Source organism: Pseudomonas sp. 2,4-D, assembly GCF_030418155.1.
Classification (GTDB): Bacteria; Pseudomonadota; Gammaproteobacteria; order Pseudomonadales; family Pseudomonadaceae; genus Aquipseudomonas; species Aquipseudomonas alloputida.
The window spans coordinates 84,120-97,179 of record NZ_JAUHUI010000006.1 but is presented as its reverse complement, the minus strand read 5'-3'; the positions used below and the strand labels follow the sequence as shown (position 1 = coordinate 97,179).

The following is a 13,060-nucleotide window of genomic DNA, read 5'->3' as shown; positions in this document are numbered from 1 at the left end:
TCTAGTTCCTTGGTAGGGGCCTGCGCGATGGATGGGTGCAGCCATAGAGCGCTGCGCGGGCGGTGCGGGGGCTCACAGGCACCGTAAATGTCATGGCAAGCGCTGCAACTGCTGGCGCTCGTAACGCGGGTACAGGTGGCTGACACTGCGGATCAGCTCATAACGCGTCAGGCTGATCCCGGCAAACCGTTCGGGAATGGGGCTGCGGATCATCTCGGCCATGTCGTCGCCGCGCGCCGCGCCATCACGCATCAGGCCATCGAGCCAGCCCAGGTAGTCACGCATCTGCACGAACGGCTGCGCATCACTGGCCAACGGGCCATGCCCGGGTACAAGCTGTTTCCAGGGCAGTGCCTGCAGGGTATCCAGGTCCTTGAGCCACACGTCCAGCCCCGGGCTGTTGGGCGTGGTCAGGGCGCGTTGGTAGAACACCAGGTCTCCGGCAAACAGCACGCCGGTCTTTTCATCGAAAATCGCCAGGTCGGCACCCGTATGCCCGCCCAGCCCCAGCAACCTCAGGCGGTGCCCACCCACCTCATGCACACCCGGCTGCAGCACCCGGGTCGGCAGCACCACCTCGGTACCGCGCATCCAGTCGCCGACCAGGCGATACATGTTTTCGGCCATGGCATCGCCCTGCTGGCGCAGCAGGTCGCGGGTGCCGGCCAGGGCACCGATCGGCACATCGGCAAAGGCTTGGTTGCCCAGCACATGGTCAGGATGATGATGGGTCAGCAGCACCTCCACTACCGGCTTGTCGGTGAGGGTGGAAATTGCCTTGCGCAATGCCTCGCCATAGCCCTTCGATGGCCCGCTGTCGATCACCACCACACCGCTGTCGGTCACGATGAACGCGGTGTTGACCACATTACCGCCATTGGCCTTGGCGAAATTGTCGGTGCTGCCTTCCAGCAACCAGGTGCCCTCGGCGATCTGCCGGGGGGTAAGCCGGTACGCCAGATCAGCCTGGGCCGGCAGCCCCAGGCACAGCAGCAACAGCAGGATCCAACGCATGACGGTGCCTCTGGTCAGGGTGAAATCAGACAACGCGCTCAGGGCAGCGCCGCCTCGAACTGGTTGCCGCTGTTGTCCCGCAACAGCAGCCGTGTTGGCCCAGGGCCCTGAATGTCAAAGCCCAGGTTGGGGTTTTCGCTGACCGCCGGGTACAGCTCCAGGCTGGCCAGGCGCTGGCCATCTGCACCTTGCAACTCGGCATGGTTGAGAAAGAATTCAGGAATGCCGCTGACCAGGCCGTTATCCATCGGGTGGGCCACCTGCAGGCGCAGGCGGCTACTGTCGCCACGCGGGTAGCGCCCGCCCAGTACCTCACCGAGGTGCTCCTCCCAGCCGGGCTGGGTGCGCACCACGCTGGGTGCGGTACAACCGCCGCCGGCAGCATCGATCAGGGTCGAACCGACGTGCCACAGGCCATCGCGTGTCAGTACGGCGGCGCGCAACGGTGTGGCCTGTTCGATGCGGATGCGGATCGACAACCAGGGCAACACACGCTCGCCGGGCTGAAAGTCGACGATGCGCGGCAGAGGGTTCAGTTCTGCCCAGGCGATAATCCGCACGACATCGCCCGTGAACGCCCGGGCGTCGATCTCCAGCGGTACCTGCCGTGCATCCTCGGCAAAGGGCGGCGCCAGAAGCTTCACACGGTCATCGAACACGAACGCCGCCTGCCCCAGCAACTGCTTGTGGTAGAAGTCCCACATCACAGAAGGCACCGGGTCTGTGTGGGTACCTTGTGTCGCAGCCTGGGCGGCCCAGGGCATCCAGCAAGCCAGCAGGAAAGTTGCTCGCCAGTTCATGGGCACTCCTATTGATACATCTCCGGGACCTCGTAACGCAGGCCGTAGGCGGCATACATCGCCTTGAGCCGGCCATCGCGAATCATCGCTTCCATGGCCTCCTCCACGGCATAAGCCAACTGCCGGTTGCTTTCATGCACGGCCATGCCGATTTCCCAGGCCTGTTTACCGAGGTTCGGGTAGGCGTTCTCTGCCAAGGCCAGTTGCGCATCGGCGGCCTGGTGCAGCTGCCAGTCAACCTCGCCGCGCATCGCCATCACAGCGTCTACCTGGCCGGCCTGCATCGCAGCAAATGCCTGCTGCACGCTGGGGTAATGGTGGGTCCTGGCGCTGAGCATGCCGTTGAACACCGACGTCAGGTAGAACGATGGCACGCTGTCCACCTCTACCCCGATAGGGTGCTGCTGGAATACCGCGACACTGGCCACCGAGGCCAGGCGACGGCGATCGTAGGCCACCTGCCAACGCTCCTGCTGATAGGGGCCGAACATCACCACCTGGGCGTTTTCCAGCTCCCCCAGCTCGTTGCGCCGCTGCGCGTAGGCGCGATCGTAAGGCACCCGCATCATCAGGTCGGCCAATTGCTGATGACGCAGCGGGCTGCCACGCCAGATGTAGTCGCGCAGGTCATCGTCGAGCTTGTCTCCGGGTGGCGCCCAGATCAGTTGCAGGCGTACCCCCAAGGCGGTGGCCAGGGCCTGCGCCAGCTCCACATCGACACCACGCGGCTGGCCGTGGTCCTGGAAACTGTAGGGGGCGAAATCCTTGTACACAGCCACCTTGAGCTCGCCGGCAGCGATGATCGCGTCATAGTTGCGCACCTGCGCCTGGGCCGCCGCGCAACACAGCAGCAGGCCACTCAACAGCACCGCCCACAGACGCATGGCCGTCACTCCTCGACGTGCACGCTGTCGAGGTAGGTGCGCACCGCCCACAGGGCTTCCTGGCTGAGGTAATCGGCCATCTTCGGCATGTACACGCGGCCGTCGCGAACCGCGCCGTGGCGTACCCGCTCGACGAACCATTCATCACCGGCATCACCCGCGTCGAGCATGCGCAAGTCAGGCGCGATACCACCCGACTTGGCCTCCAGGCCATGACAGGCAGCGCAGTTCTGGTTGTAGGCCGAGGCGCCGATTTCCACGGCCTTGTCGTGCTCGGGCGAGCTGCGGTACGGGTTGACCGCGGCCCAGCCGTCGCCGTCCAGGCTCACGCCAGTGTCCTTGATCGGGGTCAGGCCCTTGGTCTCCACTGCCTGGGGCACCACGTTGCCATGGGCCCAGGCTGTACCGGTCAGCACGGCTGCGGCCAGCAACCCAGCAGCAAGCAACCCAGCAGCAAGCAACACATTGCATTTTGTTGTCATTGTTATGCCCTCACCATTGCACACAAAGCCTCAACCACAGAGGCCGTGCCGCCATCTTAGAAACAGCCCGCGGGCGGCCGAATGCTGCTTTGGTGGCCGGGCCTTAATCCCTTGGTAGTAGGGCTTGTGGCGAAAGGCCAATTGAGGTGCCGTGCGGGAACTATTCCCGGCAAGGGCGGGACTTTTTCCGTATCCCGCGACAGCCGCTGCGCCCCACCCTGTGCTGGCCAAAACCTCCACTGGGAACTGCAACCATGACAATAAGATCGCTACCCGCCCTTTCCCCTCTGGCCCTGAGCGTGCGCGTCCTGCTGATGGCCGGTAGCCTGGCCCTGGGCAATGTGGCAACAGCGGCCAGCACACCCGCTGCACCTGCCGGCAAGAACGTCACCTGGGAAGACATCGCCAATGACCACCTGACCACCCGGGACGTGCTGCAGTACGGCATGGGCACCAATGCCCAGCGCTGGAGCCCGCTGGCCCAGGTCAATGACAAGAACGTGTTCAAGCTGACCCCGGCCTGGTCCTACTCCTTCGGCGACGAGAAGCAGCGCGGCCAGGAATCCCAGGCCATCGTCAGCGATGGCGTGGTCTACGTCACCGGCTCGTACTCGCGGGTATTCGCCCTTGATGCCAAGACCGGCAAACGCCTGTGGACCTACAACCACCGCCTGCCCGACAACATTCGTCCCTGCTGCGACGTGGTCAACCGCGGGGCGGCGATCTACGGTGACAAGATCTACTTCGGCACCCTCGACGCGCGTGTCATCGCCCTCGACAAGCGCACCGGCAAAGTGGTGTGGAACAAGAAGTTCGGCGACCACAGCGCCGGCTACACCATGACCGGTGCGCCAGTGCTGATCAAGGACAAGACCAGCGGCAAGGTGCTGTTGATCCACGGCAGCTCCGGCGATGAGTTCGGCGTGGTCGGCCAGCTGTTCGCGCGCGACCCGGACACCGGCGAAGAGGTGTGGATGCGGCCCTTCGTCGAGGGCCACATGGGCCGCCTGAACGGCAAGGACAGCACCCCGACCGGCGACGTCAAGGCGCCGTCCTGGCCAGACGACCCGACCACCGAAACCGGCAAGGTCGAAGCCTGGAGCCACGGCGGCGGCGCCCCTTGGCAAAGCGCCAGTTTCGACCCCGAAACCAACACCATCATTGTCGGCGCCGGCAATCCCGGCCCTTGGAATACCTGGGCGCGCACGTCGAAAGACGGCAACCCGCATGACTTCGACAGCCTGTACACCTCCGGCCAGGTCGGCGTCGACCCGAGCACCGGCGAGGTCAAATGGTTCTACCAGCACACCCCCAACGATGCCTGGGACTTCTCCGGCAACAACGAGCTGGTGCTGTTCGACTACAAGGACAAGAACGGCAACGTGGTCAAGGCCACCGCGCACGCCGACCGCAACGGCTTCTTCTATGTGGTCGACCGCAACAACGGCAAACTGCAGAACGCCTTCCCCTTCGTCGACAACATCACCTGGGCCAGCCATATCGACCTGAAGACCGGCCGCCCGGTGGAAAACCCCGGCCAACGCCCGGCCAAGCCGCTGCCGGGTGAAACCAAGGGCAAGCCGGTGGAAGTCTCGCCACCGTTCCTGGGCGGCAAGAACTGGAACCCCATGGCCTACAGCCAGGACACCGGGCTGTTCTACATCCCCGGCAACCAGTGGAAAGAGGAATACTGGACCGAGGAAGTGAACTACAAGAAGGGCTCGGCTTACCTGGGCATGGGCTTCCGGATCAAGCGCATGTACGACGACCATGTCGGCACGTTGCGCGCCATGGACCCGACCACCGGCAAGCTGGTCTGGGAGCACAAGGAACACCTGCCGTTATGGGCCGGTGTGTTGGCGACCAAGGGCAACCTGGTATTCACCGGCACCGGCGACGGCTTCTTCAAGGCCTTCGACGCCAAGACGGGCAAAGAGCTGTGGAAGTTCCAGACCGGCAGCGGCATCGTCTCGCCGCCCATCACCTGGGAACAGGACGGCGAGCAGTACATCGGCGTGACCGTGGGCTACGGCGGTGCGGTACCGCTGTGGGGCGGCGACATGGCCGAGCTGACCAAACCGGTGGCCCAGGGTGGTTCGTTCTGGGTGTTCAAGATCCCGAGCTGGGACAACAAGACTGCACAGCGTTGACCTGCAGCGGGGAGCGGCCTTCGCCCCTCCCCGTTTCTGCCCTTCTCCTGCCCAGAGGCTTTTGCCATGAATTACCTGCCCTTGACCTTGCTGCTGGCGCTATCCCCTGCCCTGGCAGTGAACGCCGACGACGCCGGCACCGATACCCCCTTGATCATCAACGGCTGCGTGATTGCCGAAGCCAGCCAGTGCCCGGGCGTCAACCTGCGCGGCGCCAACCTGGCCAACCAGGACCTGCGCAAGATGAACCTGGCCGGTGCCGACCTGCGCGATGCCGACCTGCGTCATGCTCAGCTGGACCTGGCAAATCTGGAAAAAGCCCGCCTGCAAGGTGCCAACCTGACCCGCGCCAGCCTGCAACAGAGCAATCTGCGCCTGGCTGACCTGAGCAACAGCAGGCTGGTGGCCATTCAAGGCTGGGGCTTGTTCGCCCAGGGCGCACAGTTTGAAAAGGCGGACCTGCGCGCAGCCTACCTGCAGTTCGCCAGGCTGTCCGGGGCAAAGCTGCAGCAGGCCAACTTGCAGGCGGCGGACCTGGAGATGGCCTGGTTGAGCAAGGCTGACCTGCAAGAGGCCAACCTGGGGGATGCCAACCTGCAGGAGGCCAAGTTTGGCCAGAGCAACCTGGCACGCGCCGATTTGCGCGGGGCGCGGCAGCATTACGGGAATTTTCAGGAGGCCAACATGGAGGGGTGCAAGGGGTGCCCTGAAACCTGGGACAAATGAGAGGTCTGTAGGCGCGGGTTCACCCGCGAAGGTCCGGGCCTGCTGGCCAATTTCCACCCGCCGTTCACCGTCGCAGCCGCCACCGTATTCGCGGGTAAACCCGCTCCTACACTCAGATCGGTGGTGGACACGCATCGGTGGTTGAACACATTCCGTCGTAGGCGCGGCTTCACCCGCGAAAGGGCCGGCCCTGCTGGCCAATTTCCACCCGCCGTTCACTGTGGCTGCCGCCACCGTATTCGCGGGTAAACCCGCTCCTACACACAGATCGGTGGTGGACACATGTCGGGGGTGGACTCATTACGTTGTGCTCGGTGGGCTGCGACGCAGCCCCAACAGGTGCAATGAAATACCTCACCCCGCCACCCGCACCACCCCCAGATCAATCCCCAAATGCACAAGCTCGGCATGCGAGCTGACCTGCAACTTGCTCTTGAGCAAGGTCAGGTGGTTGGACACGGTCTTGGCACTGATACACAACTGCTCGGCAATCACCCGCGCCGGGGTTCCCTTGGCCAGCATCGTGAATATCTCCAGTTCGCGCTGGGTCATGCGCTGCAACCGCGGGTCACTGGTACTTTGCTGTGACAGGCAAGCCAGCTGGGTGGCCAGGGGCTGCTCGATGTAGGCATGCCCAGCCAACACCCGCTGCACCGCCTCGATCAGCACCTCGGGCGCCGAGTTCTTGGTCAGGTAGCCCGAAGCCCCCGCATCCAGCGCCTGGCGCACCAGCGGCAGCTCGTCGTGCATGCTGAAAAACAGCACCCGCAACTGCGGCAGGCGCTGGCGCAGGCGGCGAGTGGTTTCCAGGCCACTGATACCAGGCAGGCCAAAATCCATGATCACCAGGTTGGGCACCTGCTCCTGTACCCTGGCCAGCGCCTCTTCACCACTGGCGGCCTCACGCACCTGCACCAATGGCAGCACCGCCCGCAGCAAGCTGGCGTAGCCCTGGCGCACCACGGCGTGGTCATCGACCAACACGATATTCATCACACCTCCTCGGGAATGTTAAGGGCCAGCGCCCAGCCACCGCCCGGGCGGCTGAAAATGCGTAACTCCCCTCCAAGGCTGCGGGCGCGCTCGGCCATCGAGTGCAGGCCTACCCCTGGGCGCTGGGGCTGGTGGGCGCCGCAGCCGTTGTCGCGAATGAACAGGCGCAAGCCCTTGGGACTGCGCTGCAGGCGCACCCGCACCTGGCTGGCACCGGCATGCCGGGCGACGTTGGTCAACGCCTCCTGCAGCAAGCGGTACAAATGCGTTCTGCTCGGCCCAGTCAGCGCCGGCAAGTGCTCGCCAACCCGCAACCGGCATTCGATGCCCTGGGTGGCCTGCCACTGGCTCACCAACAGTCCGAAGGCCTCGGCCAGCGGCATGTAGTGCAGCGCCACCGGATACAGGTTGTGCACCAGCGCGCGAAAACCTTGCTGCAGGCGCTCGCAGTTGAGTTCAAGGGCCTGCACCGTCTGGGTCACCACTTCTGGCTCCTCGGCCACCATACGCAGCAGGCATAGCTGGGCACGCATGCCTGCCAGGTATTGCCCCAGATCATCGTGCAGGGTCTGCGCCAGCTGGGTACGCTCCTGCTCCTGCACCGCCAGCAGGGCCTGGGTCAGCTGGGCATTGTCGGCCTGGGCCTGCTCCAGGGTTGCAGCCATGCGGTTGAAGTGTTTGGCCAACTGGCGCACTTCCGGCAGGCCGGCCTCGCGCAGGCGTGCCGTCAATTGCCCGCCTGAGACCTGGTGCAAGGCCCCCAGCAGCTCATCCAGCAGGCCCATGGCCCGCCGTACCGCCCAGCGGATGGTCAACAAGCTCAGCAACAACGCCAGGCCACAAACGCCAAGCAGTTGTTGCAGGGAGTCCCAGACTTCATCGATTTCATCCCGCGCATCCACGGCAATCAACACGCGGCGGCCATCACTCAAGTCCAGCAGCCGGCTGCTGTGGTAGCGCTCGCCGAACAACTGGCGGCCGAGCCAGGCATCGATACCGGCCTCTTGCGGCAGCCTTGGCACCTCACCCGCTGCCAGCCAATGCACCCGCACATGGCGCAGGCTCTTGGTCAAGCCGGGCTGCAGGTTTGCCGGGTCGCGTTCGGCGGTGTCGCCCAGGTATGCCACCACGGCTTCGGCTGACTGCAACTCACGTTCGACGTCGGCCACCGCCTGATGCAACAGCACCCCGGCACAAGCCAGCGTCACCAAGACGAAGCACAACGTGACCCAGAGGTTGACTCGCCACAGGGCCGACAAGTTGACAAGGCGCACAAGCGGTTCTCCTCAGGCCGTTGTGGACCATCGTAAAACTGCGGCCCCCGCACTGAATTACTACCTTGGTACCGGCCGAGCGCTACTTTCTGCATATTCCCCCCTCCCGGCGGGCTTCCTATGCTGGCGCCATCTGCCGTGGAGTGTGTTATGCGCCAGCCTGCCCACCTTGCCTTGACCTGCCTGCTGGCCTTGGCCGCAACGCTGGCTACGCCCCTGGCGCCCGCCGCTCAGGGCCAGGCCGCAGCCCAGCTGCAGATACACATCGGCTACCTGGGCTATCGCCCCGCCGCTGGCCCGCTGCTGTCCAATGTCATCCCCGAACCCGGCGATGCCGGGTTCCAAGGTGCCGAACTGGCCATTGTCGACAGCAACAGCACCGGGCGCTTCCTGAAGCAGCAGTTTCAGCTGACCAGCGCCAATGTCGACAGCCCCGAGGCCCTGCTGCAAGCCGCCAGGGCCCAGCATGAACAAGGCCTGCGCCTGTTCGTGGTTAATGCCCCGGCCGCCAGCCTGCGTGCGCTGTCTGCCGCCCTGCCCGACAGCCTGTTGTTCAACGCCGGCAGCCCCGACGACAGCCTGCGCAGCAGCCAGTGCCTGGGCAATGTCCTGCACAGCCTGCCGAGCCGGGCCATGCTGGCCGACGCCTTGGCGCAGTTCCTGGTGCTGCGCAAATGGCAACGGGCATTGCTGGTGGTCGGCCAGACCCCGGACGACCAGGCTTACGCCGCTGCCCTACGCCGGTCTATGAAGCGCTTTGGCGTGCAACTGGTCGCGGAAAAAACCTGGACCTTCGACAACGACCAGCGCCGCAGCGCCCAGGCCGACATGCCGCTGTTCACCCAGACTGCCGAGTACGACGTGGTGCTGGTGGCAGACGAGCGCGGTGACTTCGGGGAGTACCTGCCCTACCAGACGTGGTATCCACGCCCGGTGGCCGGGACCCAGGGCCTGACCCCCACGGGCTGGCACAAGACGGTGGAAACCTTTGGGGCGGCGCAGTTGCAAAAACGCTTCGAGGCCCAGGCCGGGCGCTGGATGAATGACCGTGACTTCGCCGCCTGGATGGCTGTGCGCAGTGTCGCCAGTGCAGCCAGCAAGCTGCGCCTGGCCGAACCTCGCGCGCTGCAGCAACTGCTGCTCAGCGAGCAGTTGCCGCTGGACGGCTTCAAGGGGCGCAAGCTCAGTTACCGCCCGTGGAACGGCGAACTGCGCCAGCCGATCCCGTTGGTTCAGCCCCGCGCCCTGGTCAGCACCTCGCCGCAGGAGGGCTTCCTGCATCCCTTCAACGAAATGGACAGCCTGGGCTATGACAAGCCCGAAGTGACGTGTAGCTACCCCTGACCCGACAACCACAACAATAAGGAATCCGCCATGCGCCGCCCCCTCTTCCACCGGGCCCTGCTTTACCCCAGCCTGCTGTCGGGCGCCCTGGCGCTGGCCAGCAGTCACGCCATGGCTGCCACCGCCTGGGTCTCCAACGAGAAGGACAACAGCCTCAGCCTGATCGACCTGCAAACGCTGGAAGTCACCGAAACCCTGCCGGTGGGCCAGCGCCCGCGTGGCTTGCTGCTGTCACACGACAACAAGCTGCTGTACATCTGCGCCAGCGATTCGGACCGGGTGCAGGTGATGGACGTGGCCACCCGCAAGATCATCAAGGAGCTGCCTTCCGGCAAGGACCCCGAGCAGTTCGCCCTGCACCCCAACGACCGCTGGCTGTATGTGTCCAACGAGGACGATGCGCTGGTGACGGTGATCGACACCGTCACCGACAAGGTGCTCGGGCAGATCGAAGTCGGCATCGAACCCGAAGGCATGGCGGTCAGCCCCGACGGCAAGTGGGCGGTCAACACCAGCGAAACCACCAACATGCTGCACTGGATCGACACCAGCACCCAGACCCTGGCCGACAGCACGCTGGTCGACCAGCGCCCGCGCTTCGTCGAGTTCAGCAAAGACGGTTCGCGCCTGTGGGCCTCGGCAGAAATCGGCGGCACGGTGACCATACTTGACGTGGCCACGCGCCAGGTGCTGAAAACCCTGAATTTCCAGATCAAGGGCGTGCACCCGGACAAAGTCCAGCCAGTGGGCATCAAGCTCACCGCCGATGGCAAGTACGCCTTCGTCGCCTTGGGCCCGGCCAACCACGTGGCGGTGATCGATGCCAAGACCTTTGATGTGCTCGACTACCTGCTGGTCGGGCGGCGGGTCTGGCAGCTGGCATTCACCCCGGATCAGAGCCAGTTGCTGGCCACCAACGGTGTCAGCGGTGACGTTTCGGTCATCGATGCGAAGCAGCTCAAAGTGCTCAAGTCGGTGAAGGTCGGGCGCTACCCCTGGGGCGTGGTGGTGACACCATGAATGCCCTCGACGTCAGTGACGTGAGCTTTGCCTATGGCCAGCGCGAGGCACTCCGGCAGGTCGGTTTCAGCCTGGCACCCGGGCGCTTCGCCGCATTGCTGGGCCCCAATGGTGCCGGCAAGTCGACCTTGATCGCCCTGCTCACGCGCCTGTACGACCTGCAGCATGGCGACATCCGCGTGTGCGGCTGCTCGCTACGCAACGCTGCACGCCCGGCCTTGCGCCAGCTGGGTGTGGTGTTTCAGCAAAGCACCCTGGACCTGGACCTGAGCGTTGAGCAGAACCTGCGCTACCACGCCGCCTTGCATGGCCTGTCGCGGCGCCAGAGCAACCTGCGGGTCGAAGCCGAACTGGCCCGCCAAGGCCTTGGCGAACGCCGGCGCGATCGTGTGCGTGAGCTGAACATCGGCCATCGGCGGCGGGTGGAAATTGCCCGCGCGCTGCTGCATGAACCGCGCCTGCTGCTGCTGGACGAAGCCAGCGTCGGCCTCGATCCGGCCAGCCGCCTGGCGCTTAACCAGCACCTGCGCCGGTTGTGCCGCGAGCAGCAGCTCAGTGTGCTGTGGGCCACTCACCTGCTGGACGAAGTGCAGCCCAGCGATGACCTGTTGATTCTGCATCAGGGGCGCCTGGTGGCCAGTGGCACGGCCGATGCGCTGAGCCTTGAGCACGGCGGCGACCTCGATAACGCCTTTGCCCGCTTGACCAACGCCCCCTCAGGAGCCAACGCCCGATGAACGCTTACTGGCAATGTTTCAACGGCATCATGCTGCGCGAATGGCTGCGCTTCGTGCTGCAGCGTACACGCCTGCTCAGCGCGCTGGTGCGCCCGCTGCTGTGGTTGCTGGTGTTCGCTGCCGGCTTTCGCGCAGCGCTGGGCATTGCCATCATCGAGCCCTACGACACTTACATCCCCTACGAGGTGTACATCATCCCCGGCCTGGCCTGCATGATTCTGCTGTTCAACGGCATGCAGGGCTCGCTGTCGATGGTCTACGACCGCGAGATGGGCAGCATGCGCGTGTTGCTGACCAGCCCGCTGCCACGCCCGTTCCTGCTAGGCAGCAAACTGCTGGCAACTTCGCTGATTTCCCTGCTGCAAGTCTATGCCTTCCTCGCCATCGCCTGGTTATACGGGGTACAGCCACCGGCTGCAGGCTTGCTGATGGCGCTGCCAGCGTTGCTGCTGGTGGCCTTCATGCTCAGTGCCCTGGGGCTATTGCTGTCGAACGCCATCCGCCAGCTGGAGAACTTTGCCGGGGTGATGAACTTCGTGATCTTCCCGCTGTTCTTCCTGTCGTCGGCGCTGTACCCGTTGTGGAAAATGCGCGAGGCCAGCCAGTGGTTGTACTGGCTGTGTGCTGTGAACCCGTTCACCCATGCCGTAGAGCTGGTGCGGTTTGCACTTTATGAGCGGTTGAACCTGCTGGCGCTGGCGGTGTGCCTGGGGTTGACCGCATTGTTCACCCTGCTGGCGATCCTCACCTTCAACCCCCAGCATGCAGCGCTGCGCAAGCCGCGCTGAAAACCTGGCGTGCAACGCGGATAGTGTGTGGGAGCGGCCTTGTGTCGCGATTGGGCCGCAAAGCGGCCCCTAGATTTCAGCTGCACCGCACACATTGCCGGGGCTGCTGCGCAGCCCTTTCGCGACACAAGGCCGCTCCCACACCTAGGGCGTCTCCATGCCTTCAGGCGCCCGGCCATCTACTACTTTAGTACTGCATTTACTGTCTATCGTCGCATTCACAAAGCACCGCCACTGGCATGTAATGAGTCCATAACAAAAAGGAAAAACCGCCATGCCACGTGCCCTGCCCCGGCTGCCACGCCCTTTGATGGCGGTACTTTCGCTGAGCCTGACGCTAGGTATCGCCCAGGCTGACACGGCGCCGCTGTTCTCCGCCGACGGCTATCGCACCACGCACTATCGCAGCCCGACCCCGCAACAGGTCGAAGGCGGCCAGGTCGTCGACACCGCCACTTTGCAAGGCCTGCTGGGCCAGACGCCCCGGCCGGTGCTGATCGACGTCTATCGCCGTCAATGGCTGCAAGGTCGCTTCATCGAAGACGAACCGCACAGCAACCTCCCCGGCAGCCTGTGGCTGGCCAACACCGGCGACGGCGAACTGAACCCGGCATGGCAGGACTACTTCGTGCGTAACCTGCAAAAAGCCACGGCCGGGCACCCGGACCAACCACTGGTCTTTTACTGCCGCTCCGATTGCTGGTTAAGCTGGAACGCGGTAAAACGCGCGAAAGCCTTGGGCTATAACAACCTGTATTGGTACCGCGACGGCCTGGATGCCTGGCAGCAAGCCAACCTGCCATTGCAGCCGGCACAACCGGTGCCGTTCCCCTGAAGTGCCTGCGTAT

General features: G+C 64.4%; 13 protein-coding genes. 7 read left to right on the top strand and 6 right to left on the bottom strand.

Annotation, left to right across the window (positions count from 1 at the left end; genetic code table 11):
* Positions 1 to 90: 90 nt before the first annotated feature.
* Genes QYE47_RS07185 through pedF form a run of 4 tightly spaced genes read right to left on the bottom strand, consistent with a single transcriptional unit; the run spans position 91 to position 3,180 of the window.
* A complete protein-coding gene (locus QYE47_RS07185; RefSeq protein ID WP_019436700.1) occupies positions 91 to 1,014 on the bottom strand; it encodes a quinoprotein relay system zinc metallohydrolase 1 in 924 nt (307 codons plus the stop codon).
* 38 nt (positions 1,015 to 1,052) lie between these two features.
* Positions 1,053 to 1,814: a quinoprotein dehydrogenase-associated SoxYZ-like carrier gene (locus QYE47_RS07180; RefSeq protein ID WP_019436701.1), complete on the bottom strand. Its 762-nt coding sequence runs from the start codon at positions 1,812 to 1,814 to the stop codon at positions 1,053 to 1,055.
* Positions 1,815 to 1,822: 8 nt separating this feature from the next.
* Positions 1,823 to 2,698 (bottom strand): ABC transporter substrate-binding protein, encoded by an 876-nt coding sequence (locus QYE47_RS07175; RefSeq protein ID WP_070383832.1) that lies wholly within the window; start codon positions 2,696 to 2,698, stop codon positions 1,823 to 1,825.
* 5 nt (positions 2,699 to 2,703) lie between these two features.
* Entirely contained in the window at positions 2,704 to 3,180 is a 477-nt protein-coding gene (gene pedF, locus QYE47_RS07170) for a cytochrome c-550 PedF (protein ID WP_070383831.1), read from the bottom strand.
* A gap of 254 nt (positions 3,181 to 3,434) precedes the next feature.
* Here pedF and exaA point away from each other — a divergent pair, with 254 nt between their 5' ends.
* Positions 3,435 to 5,330 carry a quinoprotein ethanol dehydrogenase gene (gene exaA, locus QYE47_RS07165; protein WP_014591386.1) on the top strand — a complete coding sequence of 632 codons (1,896 nt, stop codon included), beginning with the start codon at positions 3,435 to 3,437 and terminating at the stop codon, positions 5,328 to 5,330.
* 66 nt (positions 5,331 to 5,396) lie between these two features.
* Positions 5,397 to 6,056, top strand: coding sequence for a pentapeptide repeat-containing protein (locus tag QYE47_RS07160; RefSeq protein WP_070383830.1), 660 nt, complete (start codon positions 5,397 to 5,399; stop codon positions 6,054 to 6,056).
* Positions 6,057 to 6,410: 354 nt separating this feature from the next.
* On the opposite strand, the gene QYE47_RS07155 is transcribed toward QYE47_RS07160, so the two are convergent.
* Both QYE47_RS07155 and QYE47_RS07150 read right to left on the bottom strand, forming a co-directional pair.
* The gene (locus QYE47_RS07155) at positions 6,411 to 7,049 is read right to left on the bottom strand and encodes a response regulator transcription factor (RefSeq protein ID WP_003254098.1); all 639 of its coding nucleotides are present in this window, start codon (positions 7,047 to 7,049) and stop codon (positions 6,411 to 6,413) included.
* Positions 7,049 to 8,323 carry a histidine kinase gene (locus QYE47_RS07150; RefSeq protein ID WP_070383829.1) on the bottom strand — a complete coding sequence of 425 codons (1,275 nt, stop codon included), beginning with the start codon at positions 8,321 to 8,323 and terminating at the stop codon, positions 7,049 to 7,051. Before QYE47_RS07150 ends, QYE47_RS07155 begins: the two co-directional genes overlap by 1 nt.
* A 150-nt stretch (positions 8,324 to 8,473) precedes the next feature.
* Here QYE47_RS07150 and QYE47_RS07145 point away from each other — a divergent pair, with 150 nt between their 5' ends.
* The 5 genes from QYE47_RS07145 to QYE47_RS07125 all read left to right on the top strand — a co-directional run bounded on the left by QYE47_RS07145 (position 8,474) and on the right by QYE47_RS07125 (position 13,047).
* The gene (locus QYE47_RS07145; protein WP_070383828.1) at positions 8,474 to 9,667 is read left to right on the top strand and encodes an ABC transporter substrate-binding protein; all 1,194 of its coding nucleotides are present in this window, start codon (positions 8,474 to 8,476) and stop codon (positions 9,665 to 9,667) included.
* A 30-nt stretch (positions 9,668 to 9,697) separates the two neighbouring features.
* Positions 9,698 to 10,687 carry a YVTN family beta-propeller repeat protein gene (locus tag QYE47_RS07140; protein WP_019436706.1) on the top strand — a complete coding sequence of 330 codons (990 nt, stop codon included), beginning with the start codon at positions 9,698 to 9,700 and terminating at the stop codon, positions 10,685 to 10,687.
* Positions 10,684 to 11,424, top strand: coding sequence for an ABC transporter ATP-binding protein (locus QYE47_RS07135; RefSeq protein WP_014591391.1), 741 nt, complete (start codon positions 10,684 to 10,686; stop codon positions 11,422 to 11,424). Before QYE47_RS07140 ends, QYE47_RS07135 begins: the two co-directional genes overlap by 4 nt.
* The gene (locus QYE47_RS07130) at positions 11,421 to 12,212 is read left to right on the top strand and encodes an ABC transporter permease (protein WP_010953586.1); all 792 of its coding nucleotides are present in this window, start codon (positions 11,421 to 11,423) and stop codon (positions 12,210 to 12,212) included. Before QYE47_RS07135 ends, QYE47_RS07130 begins: the two co-directional genes overlap by 4 nt.
* Before the next feature lie 274 nt (positions 12,213 to 12,486).
* Positions 12,487 to 13,047 (top strand): PQQ-dependent catabolism-associated CXXCW motif protein, encoded by a 561-nt coding sequence (locus QYE47_RS07125; RefSeq protein WP_070383827.1) that lies wholly within the window; start codon positions 12,487 to 12,489, stop codon positions 13,045 to 13,047.
* Positions 13,048 to 13,060 lie beyond the last annotated feature (13 nt).

Bases quoted from the DNA above. Each gene is read 5' to 3' on its own strand.
- QYE47_RS07185 (WP_019436700.1), bottom strand. From the start codon at position 1,014: ATGCGTTGGATCCTGCTGTTGCTGCTGTGCCTGGGGCTGCCGGCCCAG.
- QYE47_RS07180 (WP_019436701.1), bottom strand. From the start codon at position 1,814: ATGAACTGGCGAGCAACTTTCCTGCTGGCTTGCTGGATGCCCTGGGCC.
- QYE47_RS07175 (WP_070383832.1), bottom strand. From the start codon at position 2,698: ATGCGTCTGTGGGCGGTGCTGTTGAGTGGCCTGCTGCTGTGTTGCGCG.
- pedF (WP_070383831.1), bottom strand. From the start codon at position 3,180: ATGACAACAAAATGCAATGTGTTGCTTGCTGCTGGGTTGCTTGCTGCT.
- exaA (WP_014591386.1), top strand. From the start codon at position 3,435: ATGACAATAAGATCGCTACCCGCCCTTTCCCCTCTGGCCCTGAGCGTG.
- QYE47_RS07160 (WP_070383830.1), top strand. From the start codon at position 5,397: ATGAATTACCTGCCCTTGACCTTGCTGCTGGCGCTATCCCCTGCCCTG.
- QYE47_RS07155 (WP_003254098.1), bottom strand. From the start codon at position 7,049: ATGAATATCGTGTTGGTCGATGACCACGCCGTGGTGCGCCAGGGCTAC.
- QYE47_RS07145 (WP_070383828.1), top strand. From the start codon at position 8,474: ATGCGCCAGCCTGCCCACCTTGCCTTGACCTGCCTGCTGGCCTTGGCC.
- QYE47_RS07140 (WP_019436706.1), top strand. From the start codon at position 9,698: ATGCGCCGCCCCCTCTTCCACCGGGCCCTGCTTTACCCCAGCCTGCTG.
- QYE47_RS07135 (WP_014591391.1), top strand. From the start codon at position 10,684: ATGAATGCCCTCGACGTCAGTGACGTGAGCTTTGCCTATGGCCAGCGC.
- QYE47_RS07130 (WP_010953586.1), top strand. From the start codon at position 11,421: ATGAACGCTTACTGGCAATGTTTCAACGGCATCATGCTGCGCGAATGG.
- QYE47_RS07125 (WP_070383827.1), top strand. From the start codon at position 12,487: ATGCCACGTGCCCTGCCCCGGCTGCCACGCCCTTTGATGGCGGTACTT.